Source organism: Streptomyces sp. NRRL S-340, assembly GCF_000720185.1.
Lineage (GTDB): Bacteria > Actinomycetota > Actinomycetes > Streptomycetales > Streptomycetaceae > Streptomyces.
In genome coordinates this window covers 213,967-233,151 of the sequence record NZ_JOIY01000001.1, presented here as the reverse complement: position 1 = coordinate 233,151, position 19,185 = coordinate 213,967, and the positions used below count along the sequence as shown (strand labels likewise).

At 73.3% G+C, this 19,185-nt stretch carries 18 protein-coding genes; 12 read left to right on the top strand and 6 right to left on the bottom strand.

Annotation, left to right across the window (positions count from 1 at the left end; all coding sequences use genetic code 11):
* The first annotated feature begins 231 nt into the window (after positions 1 to 231).
* The 7 genes from IG64_RS00960 to IG64_RS00930 all read left to right on the top strand — a co-directional run bounded on the left by IG64_RS00960 (position 232) and on the right by IG64_RS00930 (position 8,268).
* On the top strand, positions 232 to 1,206 hold the full coding sequence (locus tag IG64_RS00960) for an alpha/beta hydrolase family protein (protein WP_037850761.1): 975 nt from the start codon (positions 232 to 234) through the stop codon (positions 1,204 to 1,206).
* 604 nt (positions 1,207 to 1,810) lie between these two features.
* Complete coding sequence (locus IG64_RS00955) at positions 1,811 to 2,713, top strand: alpha/beta hydrolase (RefSeq protein ID WP_037850962.1); 903 nt, start codon at positions 1,811 to 1,813, stop codon at positions 2,711 to 2,713.
* Positions 2,714 to 2,778: 65 nt separating this feature from the next.
* The gene (locus IG64_RS00950) at positions 2,779 to 3,972 is read left to right on the top strand and encodes an acyltransferase family protein (protein ID WP_037850959.1); all 1,194 of its coding nucleotides are present in this window, start codon (positions 2,779 to 2,781) and stop codon (positions 3,970 to 3,972) included.
* Between the two features lie 10 nt (positions 3,973 to 3,982).
* Entirely contained in the window at positions 3,983 to 5,467 is a 1,485-nt protein-coding gene (locus IG64_RS00945) for a sensor histidine kinase (RefSeq protein ID WP_037850957.1), read from the top strand.
* A complete protein-coding gene (locus IG64_RS00940; protein WP_037850759.1) occupies positions 5,464 to 6,138 on the top strand; it encodes a response regulator in 675 nt (224 codons plus the stop codon). The genes IG64_RS00945 and IG64_RS00940 overlap by 4 nt, the downstream gene beginning before the upstream one ends.
* 112 nt (positions 6,139 to 6,250) lie before the next feature.
* Positions 6,251 to 7,597, top strand: coding sequence for a sensor histidine kinase (locus IG64_RS00935; protein WP_037850756.1), 1,347 nt, complete (start codon positions 6,251 to 6,253; stop codon positions 7,595 to 7,597).
* Entirely contained in the window at positions 7,594 to 8,268 is a 675-nt protein-coding gene (locus tag IG64_RS00930; RefSeq protein ID WP_037850753.1) for a response regulator, read from the top strand. The genes IG64_RS00935 and IG64_RS00930 overlap by 4 nt, the downstream gene beginning before the upstream one ends.
* On the opposite strand, the gene IG64_RS00925 is transcribed toward IG64_RS00930, so the two are convergent.
* Positions 8,238 to 8,669 (bottom strand): ATP-binding protein, encoded by a 432-nt coding sequence (locus IG64_RS00925; RefSeq protein ID WP_037850750.1) that lies wholly within the window; start codon positions 8,667 to 8,669, stop codon positions 8,238 to 8,240. The genes IG64_RS00930 and IG64_RS00925 overlap by 31 nt on opposite strands.
* A gap of 217 nt (positions 8,670 to 8,886) precedes the next feature.
* Between IG64_RS00925 and IG64_RS00920 the strand changes: the two genes are divergently transcribed.
* A complete protein-coding gene (locus tag IG64_RS00920; RefSeq protein ID WP_051812194.1) occupies positions 8,887 to 9,738 on the top strand; it encodes a helix-turn-helix domain-containing protein in 852 nt (283 codons plus the stop codon).
* Positions 9,738 to 9,926, top strand: coding sequence for a DUF397 domain-containing protein (locus IG64_RS00915; protein WP_037850746.1), 189 nt, complete (start codon positions 9,738 to 9,740; stop codon positions 9,924 to 9,926). The genes IG64_RS00920 and IG64_RS00915 overlap by 1 nt, the downstream gene beginning before the upstream one ends.
* 20 nt (positions 9,927 to 9,946) lie before the next feature.
* Here IG64_RS00915 and IG64_RS00910 read toward each other — a convergent pair whose 3' ends face one another.
* Positions 9,947 to 10,846: a LysR family transcriptional regulator gene (locus IG64_RS00910; protein ID WP_037850743.1), complete on the bottom strand. Its 900-nt coding sequence runs from the start codon at positions 10,844 to 10,846 to the stop codon at positions 9,947 to 9,949.
* A 119-nt stretch (positions 10,847 to 10,965) separates the two neighbouring features.
* Between IG64_RS00910 and IG64_RS00905 the strand changes: the two genes are divergently transcribed.
* Complete coding sequence (locus IG64_RS00905) at positions 10,966 to 12,156, top strand: YeiH family protein (RefSeq protein WP_037850740.1); 1,191 nt, start codon at positions 10,966 to 10,968, stop codon at positions 12,154 to 12,156.
* A gap of 70 nt (positions 12,157 to 12,226) precedes the next feature.
* Positions 12,227 to 13,447 (top strand): cytochrome P450, encoded by a 1,221-nt coding sequence (locus IG64_RS00900; protein ID WP_037850737.1) that lies wholly within the window; start codon positions 12,227 to 12,229, stop codon positions 13,445 to 13,447.
* Between the two features lie 13 nt (positions 13,448 to 13,460).
* Here IG64_RS00900 and IG64_RS00895 read toward each other — a convergent pair whose 3' ends face one another.
* Positions 13,461 to 14,357 carry a diacylglycerol kinase family protein gene (locus IG64_RS00895; protein ID WP_037850735.1) on the bottom strand — a complete coding sequence of 299 codons (897 nt, stop codon included), beginning with the start codon at positions 14,355 to 14,357 and terminating at the stop codon, positions 13,461 to 13,463.
* 195 nt (positions 14,358 to 14,552) lie between these two features.
* On the opposite strand from IG64_RS00895, the gene IG64_RS00890 reads away from it, so the two are divergent.
* The gene (locus IG64_RS00890; RefSeq protein WP_037850733.1) at positions 14,553 to 15,836 is read left to right on the top strand and encodes an adenylosuccinate synthase; all 1,284 of its coding nucleotides are present in this window, start codon (positions 14,553 to 14,555) and stop codon (positions 15,834 to 15,836) included.
* Between the two features lie 105 nt (positions 15,837 to 15,941).
* Here IG64_RS00890 and IG64_RS00885 read toward each other — a convergent pair whose 3' ends face one another.
* The 3 genes from IG64_RS00885 to IG64_RS00875 form a co-directional block, all read right to left on the bottom strand.
* Entirely contained in the window at positions 15,942 to 16,592 is a 651-nt protein-coding gene (locus tag IG64_RS00885; RefSeq protein ID WP_037850730.1) for a hypothetical protein, read from the bottom strand.
* 126 nt (positions 16,593 to 16,718) lie between these two features.
* Positions 16,719 to 17,516, bottom strand: a complete 798-nt coding sequence (locus IG64_RS00880; protein ID WP_037850726.1) for a GntR family transcriptional regulator — start codon at positions 17,514 to 17,516, stop codon at positions 16,719 to 16,721.
* A 143-nt stretch (positions 17,517 to 17,659) separates the two neighbouring features.
* The gene (locus IG64_RS00875) at positions 17,660 to 19,045 is read right to left on the bottom strand and encodes an aspartate aminotransferase family protein (protein WP_078883694.1); all 1,386 of its coding nucleotides are present in this window, start codon (positions 19,043 to 19,045) and stop codon (positions 17,660 to 17,662) included.
* Positions 19,046 to 19,185 lie beyond the last annotated feature (140 nt).

The window sequence follows — 19,185 nt, the reverse complement described above, 5'->3', positions numbered from 1 at the left end:
GGTTCCTGAACGTCCGGTCTCCGGGCCGGCGTGTCTCCGGGCCGCGGGGTGCTGCGGCCGGGGTGTCGGGTCCCCGGGCCGTCCGGCCTCACCGAGCGTGACATCCGCGTGTCGGCGCACGTCACCGGCCTGGTACCGTCCCGGCCAACGGCCGGACCCGCTCCTGATCGGTCCCGTCCGTCGTCTTCGTTCCGATCCGCCAATTCCGTTCCGTCGCTGAGAGGTTGGAGCATGCCGGACGCCGCCGCATCCCGCGCTGCCGCAGAACCGGAGAACACCGCCGGCGGTGGCGCCGCCGCGCGTGCCGCGGCGGAGGAGGAGGCCGTCCTGTCGCACCCGGCCGTCGACCCGGACAGCACCGCCGCGTACGGCGACCACCCCGACCAGGTGATCGACTTCTACGCCCCGCGCGCGACCTCGGCAAAGGCCGGGGGAGCGGCGGATCCCGGTTCCGTCCCGCTCGTCGTGGTGCTGCACGGCGGCGCCTGGCGGGCGCCGTACGACCGCCGTCACATCACCCCCTTCGCGGCCTTCCTCGCGCGCCGGGGCTTCGCCGTGGCCAACGTGGAGTACCGGCGCGGCGCCCCGCCGGCCGCGTCAGCCTCGTCCGCCGGGGCCGGGGGGCAGGAGGGCGGGGCGCTGGTGGCGGGCCGCTGGCCGGACACCTTCGACGACGTGGCGGCGGCGCTCGACGCGCTGCCCGCGCTGGCACGGGAGGCACTGCCGCAGGCGGACGCACGCCGCACCGTGCTCACCGGTCACTCGGCGGGCGGCCAGCTGGCCCTGTGGGCGGCGGCGCGGCACGTCCTGCCCGCCGGCGCCCCCTGGCGCACCGACCGCCCGGCGCTGCTGCGCGGCGTGGTCGCCCTCGCCCCGATCGCCGACTTCGAGGTCGCCGGGAAGCTGAACGTGTGCGGTCAGGCGGCACTGCAACTGCTCGGCGGGCCGGAGGAGTTCGCCACGCGCCGGGCGTACGCGGACCCTTCGCTGCTGCTGCCCACCGGTATCGCGACGACCGTGGTGCAGGGGCGTGCGGACGTGGACGTGCCGCACGTCGTGGCGGAGGCGTACACGGAGGCGGCGGCGAAGGCCGGCGAGGTGGTGGGCCTGACCCTGCTGGAGGAGGTCGGCCACTTCCCGCTGATCGACCCGGCGGCGGACGCGTGTGCGGTGGTGGTGGAGGAGATCGCCCAACTGGCCTGGTGAGCCGGGGAGATGAGGCCGCGTCACCGGTGCCGGTGACCCCCCGGTCCGGGCGGGGGCGGCCCCTGCGCGGGCGGGAGGGCTCCTGCGCGGGCGGGGGCCCCGGTCCGTCCGCGACTGCCGGGCCCGGCGCACCGTGACAGCGTCCGGTGGCGCGGGTCCCGGTCATACCCGTAGTACCTGAGAGCTACGGCCCGGAACAGCTCTGCGGCGGGACGCGAACGACGTCCCCGGATCCGTACTTTCCCTTCCATGCGAGCCCGGCGGACGGGCGCGGCGGAGGGGGATGCGGGTCATGGGGTCCGAACGGACGAAGGGCGCGACGGGAGCACGTCCCGAGGCGGCAGCACGCCCCGACAGGGGAGGACGCCCCGACAGGGGAGCACGCCCCGACAGGGGAGCACGTCCCGAGGCGGCAGCTCGCCCCGACAGGGAAGCACGTCCCGGGACGGGAGCACGCCGCGAGACGGCAGCACGCCCCGAGACGGGAGTACGCCGCGAGACGGCAGCACGCCCCGGCACGGCAGCGCGTCCCGGGGCAGGGCGCCGTCCCGCCCGCAGCTGGCGCCGGGCCTTCCTCGCGCTGCTCGTCATCGCGGCGGTGGTGGTGCCGCTGTCGGCGGCGGCCCGCCCCGGCATCCCCGCCCCGGCCCCGGCCGCCCTCGCCGCCCCGACGCGGGCGACACTGGCCACGGCCTACGCGGCCAACCGGGCCGACGCCGCACAGGCGGCCCGCATGGCCGCCGCGCACGGTGACGCGCACCGTGCGGCCGAGGACCGGCAACTGGCGGCCCCGTCCAGCCAGTTGCTCGGCTTCGACGGGCGCGGCCCCGGCCGGGTCACCGAGGTGCTCGGCGACCTGGCGCACGCGGACCGCGTGGCGGTCCTCGTCCCCGGCTCCGACACCTCCCTCGACACCTACGGCCGCTTCCGGGCGGGCGCGCTGGCCCTGTACCGCGAACTGACCCGCCAGGCCCCGCGGACCGCGCACCCGGCGGTCGTCGCCTGGCTCGGCTACGAGACGCCGGGCACCGTCAGCACCACCGTCCTCACCACCGGGCGCGCCGAGCGGGCGGCCCCGGAGCTGCGGCGGCTGGTGCGCGACCTGCGGGCCGTGGTGGGCGCGCCGGGCCGGCCACCGCGTCTCGCGCTGGTGTGCCACTCCTACGGTTCGGTCGTCTGCGGCCGCGCCGCCGCCGGCCTGGAGGTCAGCGACATCGCCCTGATCGGCAGCCCCGGCACGGGTGCCGCGTCCGTGGCCGAGCTGCACACCCCGGCCCGCGTGTGGGCGGCCCGCGGCGCCGGCGACTGGGTGGCGAACGTGCCGCACGTGCGGGCCGGCCTGTTCGGCACCACCGTCGGCTTCGGCACCGATCCCGTGGACCCGGCCTTCGGCGCCCGTGTCTTCCCGGCCGGAAAGGGCGGCCACAGCGCCTACTTCACCCCCGGGTCCCCGTCCCTGGCCAACCTGGCCCGGATCGTCCTGGGCGCCCCGAAGGAGCTGCGGTGACCGACCGAATCCGTGCCGCGCGAGAGGCCTCCGCCGCGCGCCGCCACCTCTCCGCGACCGCCCGGATACGGGCCGTGGCCCACCGGATCGACGCCGCCACCCCGTCCGGGAGGGACCGGTCGGTGGACGCGCTCCGCGCGTTCGCGATCCTCGGCGTGGTCCTGGGCCACTGGCTGGTCACGGCGCTGGTCGCCGACACCGGCACCCACCCCCACCCGAGGCTGCACACCGCGAGCCCCCTGCACTCCATGCCCTGGCTGGCGCCCATCTCCTGGGTCTTCCAGACCCTGGCCGTCTTCTTCCTGGTCGGCGGCCATGTGGCCACCCGGGGCTATGCGTCCGCCCGGGCCCGAGGCACCGGCTATCCGCGGTGGCTGCGCGGGCGGCTGTCCCGCCTGTTCAAGCCGGCTGCCGCCGTCCTGGCCCTCTGGACCATGGTGGCGGCCGCCCTCCTGCTGAACGGTGCGGACCCGGGCACGGTCCGCACCCTGGTCAAGCTGGCGCTGTCCCCCCTGTGGTTCCTGCTGGTCTTCGCGGCGCTGACGGCCGCGACCCCGCTGCTGACCCGGCTCAGCCCGCTGTGGCCGCTGGCCGTCGTCCTGCACGTGGACCTCCTCCGCTTCGGCCTCGGCGGGCCGGGCTGGCTCGGCTGGCTGAACCTGCCGGCCGGCTGGCTCGTGCCGTACACCCTCGGGGCGGCCTGGGCCCGCGGCGAACTGGACAGCCGCCGTGCGGGCCGGCTGCTGCTGGCCGGCGGTGCGGTGGCGACGGCCGCGCTGGTCGCCTGGGCCGGGTACCCGGCGTCGATGGTCGGCGTCCCCGGTGCGGCGGTCTCCAACCTCGATCCGCCGACCCTGGCCGCCGTCACCTTCGGTGTGGCCCAGTGCGGCCTGGCCCTGCTGCTGCGGGACCGGCTCGCCCGCCTGATGCGCCGCCCGCCGGCCTGGGCGGCCGTCGCCCTGGTCAACCTCTTTGCGATGACCGTCTTCCTGTGGCACCAGACCGCCCTGATGGTGACCACGGCCCTGGGCACCCTCGCGGGCCGCCTCCCCGGCCTGCACACCGCCCCCGACGGCCTGGGCTGGGTGGCGGCCCGCCTGGCCTGGCTCCCGGTCTTCGCGCTGGCCCTGGCGGTGTGCTGGGCGGCGTTCCGCGGCTGCGAGCACGGCCCGCGCCGCGCGGGGAACCGGCCGTCCAGGGTGGTCCGGGTGCACCGGGGCAAGAACCGGCCGGAACAGCGCAGGCCACACGGTGTCTAGGGTGGGCAGCGTGCTCCGACGCCTCCGTACGACCCTGGGTGACCGCCCCTCGCCGCTCTCCCCGCCCCTGTCGAAGTACCGCTGGCTGCGGGGCCTGGCCTACCTCGTCGTCCTCTGGCTCGCCCTGTTCCTGCCGCTGGCGGGCGGTCAGGACATCGCCCACAACTACGGGCTCACCGCGCAGGTGGGCCTCGCCACCGGACTCGTCCAGGCCACAGCTGTCGTCCTGGCGCTGTGGCGGCCGGTTCCGGCCTGGTTGCTGTCGCTGAGCGCGGTTGTGGTCACAGCGCTGCTCGGCCGCGAGTCCCTCATGGTGTCCCATTCGGGCCTCCCGCGGCCCGCCCCCCTGCCCGGGGACGTGCCGGGAGTGACGGACGGGCCCAGCTGGCCGTGGACAGTACCGGAGATGGCGGTGCACGTCGCCGTGCTGCTCCTGCTCGCACTGCGGGTGCCGGCCAGCCGCGCGGTCGCGGCTCTGCTGGTCACCGGCCTGACGACGTACGGCCTGGAAGGCGTCCTGGGTGCCGACCGCTTCACGGGGAGCGGGTTGTCCGCCTTCGCCCTGTCCGCGGTGGCCGTCCTCGTCGGCACAGCGTTGCGCGGCCTGCGCGAGGCTCGCAGCCAGCTCGTCGAGCAGACGACGATCACGGCCGAGGAGCGGGCCCGCCGCACCCTGCTGGAGGAGCGCAGCCGGATCGCCCGTGAGCTGCACGACGTGGTCGCCCACCACATGTCGGTCATCTCCATCCAGGCGCAGGTCGCCCCGCACCTGTCGGAGAACCCCTCCGACGAACTCAAGGAGAACCTCGCCGGCATCCGGCAGAACGCGCTGGAGGCGCTGGCCGAACTGCGCCGCGTGCTCGGTGTGCTGCGCTCGCCCAACCCCGAGGACCCTTACGGTCTGGGCGATCCGGGTGCCGGGGTGGCGCCGCAGGGCCCGCAGCCCACGCTCGACCGGCTCGGCGCCCTGGTCGAGAACACGCGCGCCGCGGGACTGGCGGTCGTCCTGGAGACGGAGGACTCCCGGAACCGGCCGCTGCCCTATCCGCCGGGCGTGGAGCTGTCGGCGTACCGCATCGTCCAGGAGGCCCTCAGCAACGCTCTCCGGCACGCACCCGGTTCGACGGTCCGTGTGGAGGTCACGCACATCCGCGACGGGTTGTGCCTGAGCGTGGTCAACTCCCGCCCGCGAAAGCCCGTCGTGCCCTCCCCGGGCGCCGGGCACGGGCTGCTGGGCATGCGGGAGCGGGCGGCCATGCTGGGCGGCCACGTCACCGCGGCCAGGACACTGCACGGCGGCTTCGCCGTCACGGCGTTCCTGCCCCGCGACGGCACGGCCCCCCTCGCGGACACCGGTCCGTTCGGCCTGGCCGTCGAGTACCCCGACCCCGCCGTCGCTCCCGTCTTCGTCCTCGATCCACCGGACACGTCCCGCGCCCCGCAGGAGACCGCCAGGCCGGGCCCACCGCCCCCGACAGGAGAAGAGACCCCATGAGCAGCGGCACCATCCGCGTCCTCATCGCCGACGACCAGCAGATGGTCCGGCAGGGCTTCACCGTGCTGCTCAACACCCAGCCGGACATCGAGGTGATCGGCCAGGCCGTGGACGGCGCCGACGCCGTCGCCAAGGTCACCGAACTCGCTCCGGACGTCGTCCTCATGGACATCCGCATGCCCGAGATGAGCGGCATCGAGGCGACCCGCCGGGTCACCGCCGAGACGCCGGGCACCAAGGTGCTGGTGCTGACCACCTTCGACCTCGACGAGTACGTGTACGAGGCGCTGTGCGCCGGCGCGTCCGGCTTCCTGCTGAAGGATGCCTCCGCCGACCAGCTGGCCGAGGCGGTCCGCGTGATCGCGGCCGGTGACGCGCTGCTGGCGCCGGGGATCACCCGCAGACTGATCGCCGAGTTCTCCCGGATGAACGGCAGACCCCGCACCCCCCTGAAGGCCCGCGTCGGCGACCTCACCGAACGCGAGACGGAAGTGCTCACCCTGATCGCCCAGGGCCTGTCCAACGCGGAGATCGCCGAGCACCTGGTCGTCGCCGAGCAGACGGTGAAGACCCACGTCGGCCGCATCCTGGTGAAACTGGGGCTGCGCGACCGCACGCAGGCGGCGGTGTTCGCCTACGAGTCGGGCCTGGTGCGGCCCTCGGGGTACTGACCGGCACTCCTGACAGTGGTCCGGGCCGTACCCGTAGTACCTGAGAGGGAGCCCGCAGGACCCCTCTCAAAGGGGACGACCGCGGCCCGCGCCGCCGCCTACCGTTCTCATCGTGACCGAGACGACTCAGACGCAGACGGCGCCGGACGGCGCGTTCAGCCCGTACAAGCCCCGCAGCCCCGAGTACCGGCTGGCGGCCAACGCGCTGCGCGGACTGCGCGAGGACCTGTTCCACGGCGCCTCCGCCTACCGCCCGCTGCCCCCGATGAACACCGGCGGCCCGCTGGCCGGCCGGCTGCCGGGCCGCATCCGGGGGTACGCGGCCTGGACACCGCACACCCTGGTGGCGGCCGTCGCCGTGGTGACCACGATCGCCGCGTGGCTGAACGCCCAGGGCAGCGTGACCGCCCCGCTCTACGCCCTGGCGGTCCTGGTCCCGCCGCTGATGACCCTGAGCCGCCCCGCCCTGGCCTTCTGGCTGGCCCTGGCCGCGACCGCGGGCACGTCGTTCGTCTCCGGCAGCTGGGGCCTGTGGCCCTGGCAGCCTCCCAACTTCATCTCCTACCTGACCGTGCTCACGGTCGTGGCCATACGCACCCGGCCGCGTACAGCGGCCTGGATGTGGCTGATCACCGCGCTCTACTGCTCCGCGGCCGAGGCCGTGCTCGGCTACCACTTCGAGAACAACTCCGGACCGATGCTGCTGGTGTCGGCCTTCGTCCTGCTGGGCGTCACCGTCTGGCACATACGCAGGGAGGCCGAGCAGACGGTCAGCGCCCAGCAGACGGTCACCGCGCACGAGCGGTCCCGCCGCACCCTGCTGGAGGAGCGCACCACCATCGCCCGCGAACTGCACGACGTGGTGGCGCACCACATGTCCGTGGTCGCCATCCAGGCCGAGGCCGCCCCCTACCGGGTCCAGGACCCGCCGCCCGAACTGGAGAAGGCCTTCGCCACGATCCGGGTGAACGCGGTCGCGGCCCTGACCGAGCTGCGCCGCGTCCTGGGCGTCGTCCGCGCCGAGGACTACGAGGCCCCGGAGGCTCCGCAGCCCACCCTCGCCGACCTGGACACGCTCCTGGCGAACGTGCGGGAGGCGGGTCTGAGCGTGGAGAAGGTGCGGACCGGCGCGGTGCGCGAACTCCCGCCGGGCGTGGAGCTGTCGGCGTACCGGATCGTGCAGGAGGCCCTGAGCAACAGTCTGCGGCACGCGCCGGGCGCGACGGCCCGCGTCGAGGTCTCCTACGTGCTGGGCGGTCTCGGCCTGCGGATCGTCAACGGTCCGATTCCGGAGGCGTCCCTGGTGAAGCCCTCGCCCGGCGCCGGGCACGGCATCACCGGCATGCGGGAGCGGGTGTCGATGCTGAACGGTGAGATGACGGCCGGCCCGGCGGACGGCGGCGGCTACGAGGTGGCGGTGTTCCTGCCCGTCACCGCACCTACCGAGGAAGGCGCATGACGGACAGCACGATCCGGGTACTGATCGCGGACGACCAGATGATGGTGCGCGAGGGCTTCTCGGTCCTGCTCAACGCGATGCCGGACATCGAGGTCGTCGGTGAGGCGGTCAACGGCCGGGAGGCGGTCGCGAAGGTGCGCGAGCTGTCCCCGGACGTCGTCCTGATGGACATCCGCATGCCCGAGCTGAACGGCATCGAGGCGACACGGGAGATCGTCGCCGGGGACGGCACGTCCAAGGTGCTGGTGCTGACCACCTTCGACCTCGACGAGTACGTGTACCAGGCGCTGCGGGCGGGGGCCGCCGGGTTCCTGCTCAAGGACGCCTCGGCGCGGCAGCTCGCCGAGGGCGTGCGGGTGGTGGCGGCCGGTGAGGCGCTGCTCGCCCCCTCGGTCACCCGGCGGCTGCTCAAGGAGTTCTCCCGGATGTCCGAGCCGCCGCGTCCGCCGGCCGCTGCGCAGGCCGCGTACGGGGACCTGACCGAGCGGGAGACGGAGGTGCTGGTCCTGATCGCGCAGGGCCTGTCCAACGCGGAGATGGCCGAGCGGCTGGTGGTGGCGGAGTCGACGATCAAGACCCACGTGAGCAGGGTTCTGGTGAAGCTGGGCCTGCGGGACCGTACGCAGGCCGCGGTGTTCGCCTACGAGGCGCGGCTGGTGACACCGGGCTGACCGGCGAGTTCGCACCACACGTACTTGCCCCGGTTGCCGAACCTGGAGAGGGGATGCCACCCCCACACGTCCGCGCAGGCCCGGACCAGTCCGAGCCCCCGGCCGGCCTCGTCGTCGGTCAGATCCGCCAACCGCTCGGGCGCCTGGGGTGGTTCCGGGTCGGCGTCCCAGGCCCCGATCCGCAAGGCGGTGCCCGACCAGCGCACCCGCAGCGCGGCAGGGCCCTTGGTGTGCAGCACGGCGTTGGTGACCAGCTCGGCGGCGAGCAGTTCGGCGACGTCGACGAGGCGGATCAGCCCGTGCATGGTGAGGATCAGACGGAGGGTGCGGCGGCTGATGGTGACGGCGCGTGGATCGTTGGGGATGTAGAGGGAGTACTCCCAGGGCTCGTTTCCGGGCATGCGGCGGCTCCGTTTTCGAAGAGGTGAGGAGAGAGGCGGCCTCCGGGCGGTGGCATTGCCGCACCCGCCATGGCAGGACGGAGCGGTGCGCTTCCGGTGCCCCGGGATTTCGCAGGGTGTGCGTCGCGTCACCGAAGGTAGGGCAATAAATATTGCCCGCGCAACCGGCTGTCGTATTCTGACGCTCGAACGAGGCACGCCTACTTGAGGAGGGCGGGTGCCGCTGAGGAGTCACGCCACCGCACGGCAAGTGCGCCTGGGTACCGAGCTGAGGCGCTTGCGGGAGGCGGCCGGGCTGAAGGCGCGCGAGGCGGCGCAGCTGCTGAACTCGACATCGGCCCAGATCAGTCAGATGGAACTGGGCTTTGCCGGCGTCAGCGAGGAGCGAGTGCGGCGGCTCGCGGCCCACTACGCGTGTACGGACGAGGCGTTGATCGACGCGCTCGTGGCGATGGCGACCGATCGCACGCGCGGCTGGTGGGAGGAGTACCGGGGAGTGCTTCCGCCAGCGTTCCTGGACACTGCCGAGGCTGAGTACCACGCGACCTTCCTCCGTGAGGTCGTGATCATGCTTGTCCCCGGCTTGTTGCAGACCGCCGACTATGCCCGCGCGATTTACACGTACATGCGCCCAGAGCTTCCCAAGGGCGAGGTTGAACTCCGAGTGGAGCACCGGCTGAACCGGCGGGTCATCCTTGAAGGCGACGAACCGACGCCGTATGAGACCGTCATCCACGAATTCGGGCTGCGTGTTCTCGTCTCGGACCGTCGGGTGTCTCGTGTGCAACTCGACTTCATCCTGCGGGAGATCGAGGCAGGGCACGCCGTCGTGCGAGTCATCCCGGTCGATTATGCGGGTTTCGCCGGTTCCGGAGCCTCGATGATGTACCTGGGCGGTCCGTTGCCCCGGCTGGACACGGGATTGCGGGACTCGCCCACCGGCGTCGCCTTCTGTGACGCGGAAGCGCAGCTGGAAAAATTGCGCAGACTGTACGACAAAGTGAAGAGCGCATCCTTGGACCCGGAGGCGTCGCGGGACTTCATCCACCGATTGGCAAAGGACCTGTAGTGAACTGGCGGAAGTCGACGTACTCCAGCGGCGGCGACGGCGACACCTGCGTCGAGATCGCCGCCCTCACCGCCCGCATAGCCATCCGCGACTCCAAAGCCCCCGCCCGCGGCGTCCTCTCCGTTCCCGCCCCCTCCTTCGCCGCGTTCGTCGAGGCCGTGAAGCGGAACCCCCGGCTCGCCGGGTGACGTGCGCCCCGGAGGCGGACTCAGCGGGGGCGGGACGCGAGGGTCAGGAGGTCGGCGGCCGGGCCGACCAGTGACCGGCCGGCCGGCCACACCGCGCGCAGGGCGCGGCGCAGTTCCACGCCCTCCACGCGCACGGCGACGAGGCGGCCGTCGGCGACATCGGTGCGTACCGCCAGTTCGCTGATGACCGCCGGACCGGTTCCGGCGATCACCGCGCCGCGCACGGCGGTGGCCGAGCCCAGTTCCAGGACCGGGCGGGCCTCCTCGGCCCCGGCCCGGCGCAGGGCCTGTTCCAGGGCGACCCGCGTCCCCGAACCGCGCTCGCGGACGACGAGCGGCGTGGCGGCCAGTTCGCGCGTGGTCAGGGCGGAGCGGCGCCGGGCCCACGGGTGGGTGGGCGCGACGACGACGAGCAGCCGGTCGGTGGCCACCGTCCTGCTGTGCAGGCCCCGGGGCACGCGCGGCGACTCGATGAACCCGATCTCGGCCTCGCCGCCGTGCAGCAGCTCGGGAACGTGCTCGCTGTTGGTCACGCGCAGGCCGACGTGCAGGTCCGGGTGGGTGGTGCAGAGTTCGCTGATCCACTCCGGGGCCAGGTGCTCGGCCACGGTCATGCTCGCGGCGATCCGCAGCGTCGCGTCGAGCCGGCCGCGCTGGGCCTCGACGCTGGTCATCAGCGCGTCCAGTTCGTCGAGGACGCGCTGGGCCCGCCCGGCGACCACCTGCCCGTCGGCCGTCAGCCGGGACCCGCGCCGGGTGCGGTCGACGAGCGGCAGGCCCAGCCTGCGTTCCAGCGCCGAGAGCCGCTTGCTGGCGGACGGCTGGGTGATGCCCAGCTCGCCGGCGGCGCGGCCGAGGCTGCCCAGCTCTCCGACGAGCACCAGCAGCCGCAGCGACTCGACGTCCGGGGGAGCACTCATGGTCTCAGCATACGGACGGGTCCGGTTTCAGTCAGTGGGCCCGGTCATTCCCACGGGCTATGACCTTCCGCTGAAGAGCGGGCTACCGGCCTGGTCAGCCGCTGTCCACAGTGAAGATCATGAGACAGGTCAAGAAAGTGCCCGGGTTGCTGCTCGCGGGGGTCGTGGCCGCGGTGGCGACCGTGGCGGGCGGGTGGTTCCCCGTCGTCGGGGGTCCGGTCTTCGGCGTGGTCATCGGCGTCCTGGTGGCCGCGGTGCGGCGTCCGGGCGCGCGGTTCCAGCCGGGGATCGCCACCGCGAGCCGGTTCGTCCTGCAGCTCGCGGTGGTCATCCTCGGATGCCAGTTGTCGCTGGCGCGGGTCGTGGAGGTCGGGGGCGGTTCCCTGCCGGTCATGGTGGGTTCGCTGGCCGCCTGCCTGGGAGCCGCGTACCTGGTGGGCCGCAGGCTGGGCATCGGCGGTGACCTGCGGACCCTCATCGGGGTGGGCACCGGGATCTGCGGGGCCTCCGCCATCGCGGCGGTCACCCCGGTCATCGGGGCCGCCGGCGCCGAGGTCGCCTACGCCATTTCGACGATCTTCCTCTTCAACATCGCGGCGGTGCTCCTCTTCCCGTTCCTGGGGCACCTGCTGGGGATGGGCCAGCACGCCTTCGGGCTGTTCGCGGGCACCGCGGTCAACGACATGTCGTCGGTGGTCGCCTCGGCCACCACGTACGGGGACGAGGCCGGACAGTACGCGGTCGTCGTCAAGCTCACGCGGACCCTGCTCATCATCCCCATCTGCCTGGGGCTGGCCGCGCTGGCCAGGCGCCGCGCCGCGGCCACGGCGGCGGCCCCGGCCCGGCCGGCCCGGGCGACTGCCGCGGCTCACCCGGCTCAGGCGACCGCCCCCGCCCACCCGGCTCCGGCGGCTGCCCCGGCTCCCCGGCCCCAGGCGGCCGCTTCGGCTCAGGAGGCTCGCTCGGCTCAGGCAACTCACCCGGCTCCCCCCGCTCACACGACTCACCGGTCCCGGCACACCCCTGGCACCGCGCGGGCGAACGTCTTCGCGCTCGTCCCCTGGTTCCTCGTCGGGTTCCTGCTGACCGCACTGGCCAACACCGTCGGGCTCGTCCCCGCCGCGGCGCACCACGGCCTGAACACGCTCTCCGTCTTCCTCATCACGGTGGCCCTCTCCGCGATCGGCCTGTCCACCGACCTCGGGGCGCTGCGCCGGGCAGGCCCCCGCCCGCTGCTCCTGGGCGCCGTCCTGTGGGGCGTGGTGACGGTCACCTCCCTCTGCCTGCAGTTCCTCACCGCCTCCTGGTGAGCCCCGGCGCCCCCCGGTTCCTCCCGGCGGGGGGTGGGCACGGGCCGGCCGGGCGACCTATCGTCCGTCCATGACGGCTGCATCCGACCTCGCGTTCGACCCGTGGGACCCGGCGTTCGTCGCCGACCCGTACCCCGCCTACGCCGAGCTGCGCGCCCGGGGCCGGGTGCTCTACTACGAGCCCAGCGACCAGTGGCTGGTCCCGCACCACGCGGACGTGTCGGCGCTGCTGCGGGACCGGCGGCTGGGCCGCACCTACCGGCACCGGTTCACGCACGAGGACTTCGGCCGGACCCCGCCCCCGCCGGAGCACGAACCGTTCCACGTCCTCAACGACCACGGCATGCTCGACCTGGAGCCGCCGGACCACACCCGGATCCGGCGCCTGGTCTCGAAGGCGTTCACCCCGCGGACGGTGGAGCGCCTGAAGCCGTACGTCCACCGCCTGGCGAACGAACTCGTCGCCGCGCTCGTGGCCCAGGGCGGCGGCGACCTGCTGGCGGACGTCGCCGAACCGCTGCCGGTGGCGGTGATCGCGGAGATGCTGGGCATCCCGGAGCAGGACCGGGACCGGTTGCGGCCCTGGTCGGCCGACATCTGCGGGATGTACGAGCTGAACCCGCCGCAGGAGACGGCGGCGAAGGCGGTGCGGGCGTCGGTGGAGTTCTCGCAGTACCTCCGGGAGCTGATCGCGATCCGCCGCGCCGAGCCGGGCGAGGACCTGATCTCCGGGCTGATCGCGGCCCACGACGAGGGCGACCGGCTCACCGAGCAGGAGATGATCTCCACGGCCGTACTGCTCCTGAACGCCGGCCACGAGGCCACCGTGAACGCGACGGCCAACGGCTGGTGGGCCCTGTTCCGCCATCCGGAGCAGTTGGCGGCCCTGCGTGCGGACCACTCCCTGGTTCCGTCCGCCGTCGAGGAGCTGATGCGCTACGACACCCCGTTGCAGCTCTTCGAACGGTGGGTGCTGGACGAGATCGAGATCGACGGCACGACGATCCCGAGGGGCGCGGAGATCGCCATGCTCTTCGGCTCGGCCAACCACGACCCGCAGGTCTTCACGGCGCCCGGCCGCCTGGACCTGGCCCGCCCCGACAACCCCCACATCTCCTTCAGCGCGGGCATCCACTACTGCATCGGCGCCCCCCTGGCCCGCATGGAGCTGGCCGCGTCGATGAGAGCCCTCCTGGAACAGGCCCCCGCCCTGCACCTGACGGCGGAACCGCTGCGCAGACCGAACTTCGTGATGCGCGGCTTGCAGGGGCTGAGCGTGCGGGTGGGGTGATCAGCCGCCGCACTCACCTCTGTGCGGGCACCACCAGCCCCCAGGCCCCCTCCCGCACCGTCCACGTGCGCGTCCGCACCGGTCCGGACACCACCGCGTCCGCCCGGTAGCGGAAGTGCGCCCCCGAAACGGTGACCGTGCGCCCCTCGGCCAGCAGCGGCGAGGCCTCCGCGCCGGGTCCCGACAGCGGACGGACCTCCACCTCGGCCATGCCCCGGGCGCCCGGGACGACCGACACCGCCTCCACCGGCTGGTCCAGGTCCACCACGGCCACCCCGTCGACCTCCACCCGCAGCCGCGAGGGCGCGGGCGCCGTGTCGGTCGCCGCCCGGGGAGGGCGGGCCACCAGGGTCCGTACCAGCGACTGGCAGGTCCGCAGCCAGTCGCGGCCCGCGCCCGCGCCGAGCGCCGTCGCGGACCCCGCTCCCGCCCCGGCGTCGAGCGCCGTGCCGTCCGGCGGAGCCTCCCGGAGGTCGAGGGGCGGGATGTGCAGCGCGCCCAGCACCACCCCGTCGCTGTCGTCGACGAGCAGGTCGAGCCGGCGTACGGCCCCGTCGAGCACCGCGCGCGCCGCCGCCACCGGCCCCGTCGGCACGCCCAGCGAGCGGGCCAGGTGCATGACATCCCCGACCGGTACGACGGACAGCACACATCCGGCCAGCTCCCGCCTGCGGTGCAGTACGGTCACCGCCCGCAGCAGCGCGCGGTCGTCACCGACCACCACCGGCCGCCGCGAGCCGCGCCGCGCCAGTGCGCGGGCGAATTCCTCCGGCCCGTCCGGCAGGCACACCTTCGTGGCCGCACCCGCGCTGAGCACGTCTTTCGCGATCCGTACGGACTCCCCGTCGGTCCGCCGGGCGCCCGGGTCGATGACCACCAGCAGCGGATCGGACGTCGGATAGGTCGCCACCTCGGTCCTGCCTCGCTTCCTCGGGTAGCATCTTTGTGCAAGAGCCCCTTGCGCTATTGCGCCAGGGGCTTCGTCTATTCCGGGGCATCCGGTCCGACGGGTGTGCGACCGACGAGGGTCGCACGGTGTACGCGGCGGTGAACCCGCGTACGCCCCTGACCTTGGACATGCCCCGCCCGGAAGGGGTGTACGCGCGTGCCCGCACTTGTGCTGCTCGGTGCTCAGTGGGGTGACGAGGGCAAGGGAAAGGCCACCGACCTGCTCGGTGGCTCCGTGGACTATGTGGTGCGTTACCAGGGCGGCAACAATGCCGGCCACACGGTCGTCGTCGGCGACCAGAAGTATGCACTGCACCTCCTCCCTTCCGGAATCCTGTCGCCCGGTTGTACGCCCGTCATCGGAAACGGCGTCGTCGTCGACCCGTCGGTCCTGCTCTCCGAGCTGAGCGGTCTGAACGAGCGCGGCGTCGACACGTCGAAGCTCCTGCTCAGCGGAAACGCGCACATCATCACGCCGTACAACGTGACCGTCGACAAGGTGACGGAACGCTTCCTCGGCAAGCGCAAGATCGGCACCACCGGCCGCGGCATCGGACCGACCTACGCGGACAAGATCAACCGCGTCGGCATCCGCGTCCAGGACCTCTACGACCAGTCGATCCTGACGCAGAAGGTCGAGGCGGCCCTCGACGTCAAGAACCAGATCCTCACCAAGCTCTACAACCGGCGCGCCATCGCCGTGGACCAGGTGGTCGAGGAGCTGCTGGGCTACGCCGAGCAGATCAAGCCGTACGTGGCCGACACGGTGCTGGTCCTCAACCAGGCGCTGGAGCAGGACAAGGTGGTCCTCTTCGAGGGCGGCCAGGGCACGCTGCTGGACATCGACCACGGCACCTACCCCTTCGTGACCTCCTCCAACCCGACCGCGGGCGGTGCCTGCACCGGCGCCGGCGTGGGCCCGACGAAGATCAGCCGGGTCATCGGCATCCTCAAGGCCTACACGACCCGCGTCGGCTCCGGCCCGTTCCCGACCGAGCTGTTCGACGAGGACGGCGAGGCGCTGCGGCGCATCGGCGGCGAGCGCGGCGTCACCACCGGCCGTGACCGCCGCTGCGGCTGGTTCGACGCGGTGATCGCCCGCTACGCCACCCGCGTCAACGGCCTCACCGACTTCTTCCTCACCAAGCTCGACGTCCTCACCGGCTGGGAGCGCATCCCGGTCTGCGTCGCCTACGAGATCGACGGCAAGCGCGTCGAGGAACTGCCCTACTCCCAGAGCGACTTCCACCACGCCAAGCCGGTCTACGAGTACCTCCCCGGCTGGCAGGAGGACATCACGAAGGCCAAGACCTTCGCCGACCTGCCGAAGAACGCCCAGGCGTACGTGAAGGCCCTGGAGGAGATGTCCGGCGCCCCGATCTCCGCGATCGGCGTGGGCCCGGGCCGGGACGAGACGATCGAGATCAACTCGTTCATCTGACCGTTCGTCCGGCCGTTCGTCCGGCGGCGGCCGTCGTCCTCGCGCGACGGCCGCCGCCGGCGTGAGTCCGGTCGCGGCCGTCCGGCACGAGCCGGACGAGGGGCCCTAGCTGAACACGATCATCGACCCCTGCGCCAGGCTCCGCGTCGCCGCCGCGTGCAGGCCCAGCCAGACGTGGCGTTCGCGGGCGAAGGGGCTCGGGTCGTAGGGGGCCGGGGCCGCGGGCTGTTCGAGTTCGGTGGGGCCCGGGGGCGGAGCCGGGGGCGCCGGGGGGTTGGCCGGGTCGATGCCGAGGGCCGGGGCCACCTGCTCCAGTTCCCGCAGCAGGGCCTGGGAGGAGCCCAGCGGGCCGCCGCCGGCGAGGAGTTCGTCGTTGGACAGGGGGTGCGGGAAGTCCACGGGGACGTAGGCACCCGCGTGGTCGTAGTGCCAGACCAGGTGGGACTGCTGGGCCGTCGACTCGAACATCTCCAGCAACTGCTCGTAGTCGCCGCCCAGTTCGTCGACCGGGGTGAGCGGCAGGCCGCAGAGCTGGAGCAGGTGGGCGCGGCGCAGGAAGTGCAGCGCGTCGTAGTCGAAGCCGGCCACCGGCGCGACGTCCCCGGACAGGCCCGGCATGTACTGGTACACCGGCACCGGCGGGAGCGCGTTGTCCGCCAGCACCTTGTTGTACTGCGCGAGTTCCTCGGCGAACGGGTTGTCGGGGGTGTGGCACAACACGTCCACGAGCGGTACCAGCCACAGGTCACAGGCCAAAGAGGACTCCTCACTCAGCGTGAAGCACACGGGAAGCACGGTGGTCAACGAGGGTAGTCGGTGCGGCGCGGGTCGGCTCCCCCCGTGCAGGTCCCATACCCACCCCCCGCCCGTCCACCGCCCGCTTCACCCGGCGGACAGTCGCTCCACCAGAGCCAGAGCGTGGAGGTTGTAGGCGGCGACGAGCGCGCGGGCCGCGGGGATGTCGCGTTGCACCAGGGCGTCGACGAGTTCGGTGTGGCCGCACCACAGCACACCGCGCAGGTCGCCGAGCCGGCGCAGGTGCTGCACCGCGCACACCCACGACTGCACCCGCAGCCGGTGCAGGAAGTCGGCGAGGTGCGCGTTGCCGTACAGGGCGCTCAGCTCCCGCCAGAACCGCAGGTCGTAGCCGATCAGCACCGTCAGGTCGCCCGCGGTGGCCGCGCGTTGGGCCTCCTCGCCGCGCCGGCGCACCCCGGCGAGCACGGCCGCCGTGCGCGGGCCCGGAACCTCCCGCAGGAACGCCTGCGCGCGGGCGCTCAGGCCGGACCCGGCACCCGCGCCGGTCCCGTCCCCCGCGCCGCCGTCACCGCCTCCCGCGCCCTCACCGTGCCGGGCGCCGCCCGCGGCGGCGAGGGCGCGGAACATGCTGTCGGTGACCAGGGCGCGGGCCTCGATCATCTCGCGGAAGTCGGCCGCGGAGTACTCGCGCACCCTGAAGCCGCGGTGCTGGTCGGCCTCCAGCAGGCCCTGCGCGGACAGGTCCACCAGCGCCTCGCGCACCGGGGTCGCGGAGACGCCGTACTGCTCGGCTATCTCCTTGACCGTGAACTCCCGCCCCGGCTGCAGCCGCCCGGCCAGCACCTCGTCCCGGAGCGCGTCCGCGATCTGCTGGCGCAGGGTGCTGCGCGTCACGGCGCCGGTGCCGCTGATGCCGGGCATGGTCGGGGCGTCTCCCTCACGCGGGCGGTGGCGTACGCGTACCTCTGCTCGTACGTCGGGCTCGTACGCCTGTCTGCTCATGCACTCGTACGAGTGGATGTGTACGAGCACGCCACCTTACGCGTTCGGGTTCCGCGGGTTCCTCACCGCTCCGTGTGCTCGTCGGCCACGGACAGCGCCGCGTCCAGGGCCGCCAGGCCCTCCTTCAGCTCGGCCTCGGTCACGGTGCACGGCGGGACGACGTGCGTCCGGTTCATGTTGATGAAGGGCCACAGGCCGTGCGCCTTGGCGGCGGCGCCGAAGGCCGCCATCGGCGCGTTCGCCTCGCCGGCCGCGTTGTACGGCACCAGCGGTTCGCGGGTCTCGCGGTTCCTGACCAGTTCCAGCGCCCAGAACATGCCGACACCGCGCACGTCGCCGACGCTCGGGTGCCGCTCGGCCAGCTCGCGCAGGCCCGGTTCCACGACCTCGGCCCCGAGCCGCTTGGCGTTCTCCACGATGCCCTCCTCGGCCATCACGCCGATCGTCGCGACGGCCGCCGCGCAGGCCAGCGGATGCCCGGAGTACGTCAGACCGCCGGGGTAGGGCCGCTTGGCGAACGTCTGCGCGATCTCGCCGGAGATCGCCACGCCGCCCAGCGGCACGTACCCCGAGTTCACGCCCTTGGCGAAGGTCATCAGGTCCGGCACGACGCCCGACAGGTCCGCCGCGAACCACTCACCGGTCCGCCCGAAACCGGCCATCACCTCGTCGAGGACGAACACGATCCCGTACTTGTCGCACAGCTCCCGCACCCCGGCGAGGTAGCCGGGCGGCGGCACCATGATCCCGGCCGTGCCCGGAATGGTCTCCAGGATGATCGCGGCGACGGTCGAGGGCCCCTCGAAGGCGATCGTCGTCTCCAGGTGCTCCAGGGCCCGTGCGCACTCCTGCTCCGGCGTCTCGGCGTAGAAGCGGGAACGGTAGAGGAAGGGCGCCCAGAAGTGCACGACCCCGGCCGCGCCGTCGTCGGAGGCCCAGCGGCGCGGGTCACCGGTGATGTTCACGGCCTGCTGGGTGCCGCCGTGGTACGACCGGTACGCCGACAGCACCTTCGGCCGCCCGGTGTGCAGCCGCGCCATCCGCACCGCGTGTTCGACCGCGTCGGCGCCGCCGTTGGTGAAGAAGATCTTGTCCAGGTCGCCGGGGGTCCGCTCGGCGATCAGCCGCGCCGCCTCCGAGCGGGCCTCGACGGCGAAGGCGGGAGCGAAGGTGGCCATGGTCGCGGCCTGCTCCTGGATCGCGGCGACGACCTTGGGGTGCTGGTAGCCGATGTTGGTGAAGACGAGCCCGCTGGCGAAGTCGAGGTAGCGCCTGCCGTCGTAGTCCCAGAAGTACGACCCTTCGGCACCGGCCACCGCCGGCGGGTCGATCAGGTCCTGCGCGGACCAGGAGTGGAACACGTGCGCGCGGTCGGCGGCCTTCACGGCGGCACCGGCCGCGGGGTCCGGCTGCGGGGTCCGGCGGGCGGGGGAGGGCTGAGGGGTCATACGGCGAGCGTAGAGGGGCGCGTGGCGGAGCCGGTATCGGCGCCCTGTCTGCGGGAGCGGGGAATTGACGACAGGTTGTCGACGCCGTGGGGCGGGCGGCGGGCGCCGGTGGACCGCGGCCGTCGCGCCGGCGGCTGTTA

What these genes read in the sequence shown, in the direction of transcription:
- IG64_RS00960 (WP_037850761.1), top strand. Translation starts at nt 232, where the DNA reads ATGCCGGACGCCGCCGCATCCCGCGCTGCCGCAGAACCGGAGAACACC.
- IG64_RS00875 (WP_078883694.1), bottom strand. Translation starts at nt 19,045, where the DNA reads ATGACCCCTCAGCCCTCCCCCGCCCGCCGGACCCCGCAGCCGGACCCC.
- IG64_RS00900 (WP_037850737.1), top strand. Translation starts at nt 12,227, where the DNA reads ATGACGGCTGCATCCGACCTCGCGTTCGACCCGTGGGACCCGGCGTTC.
- IG64_RS00880 (WP_037850726.1), bottom strand. Translation starts at nt 17,516, where the DNA reads ATGCCCGGCATCAGCGGCACCGGCGCCGTGACGCGCAGCACCCTGCGC.
- IG64_RS00930 (WP_037850753.1), top strand. Translation starts at nt 7,594, where the DNA reads ATGACGGACAGCACGATCCGGGTACTGATCGCGGACGACCAGATGATG.
- IG64_RS00925 (WP_037850750.1), bottom strand. Translation starts at nt 8,669, where the DNA reads ATGCCCGGAAACGAGCCCTGGGAGTACTCCCTCTACATCCCCAACGAT.
- IG64_RS00940 (WP_037850759.1), top strand. Translation starts at nt 5,464, where the DNA reads ATGAGCAGCGGCACCATCCGCGTCCTCATCGCCGACGACCAGCAGATG.
- IG64_RS00905 (WP_037850740.1), top strand. Translation starts at nt 10,966, where the DNA reads ATGAGACAGGTCAAGAAAGTGCCCGGGTTGCTGCTCGCGGGGGTCGTG.
- IG64_RS00910 (WP_037850743.1), bottom strand. Translation starts at nt 10,846, where the DNA reads ATGAGTGCTCCCCCGGACGTCGAGTCGCTGCGGCTGCTGGTGCTCGTC.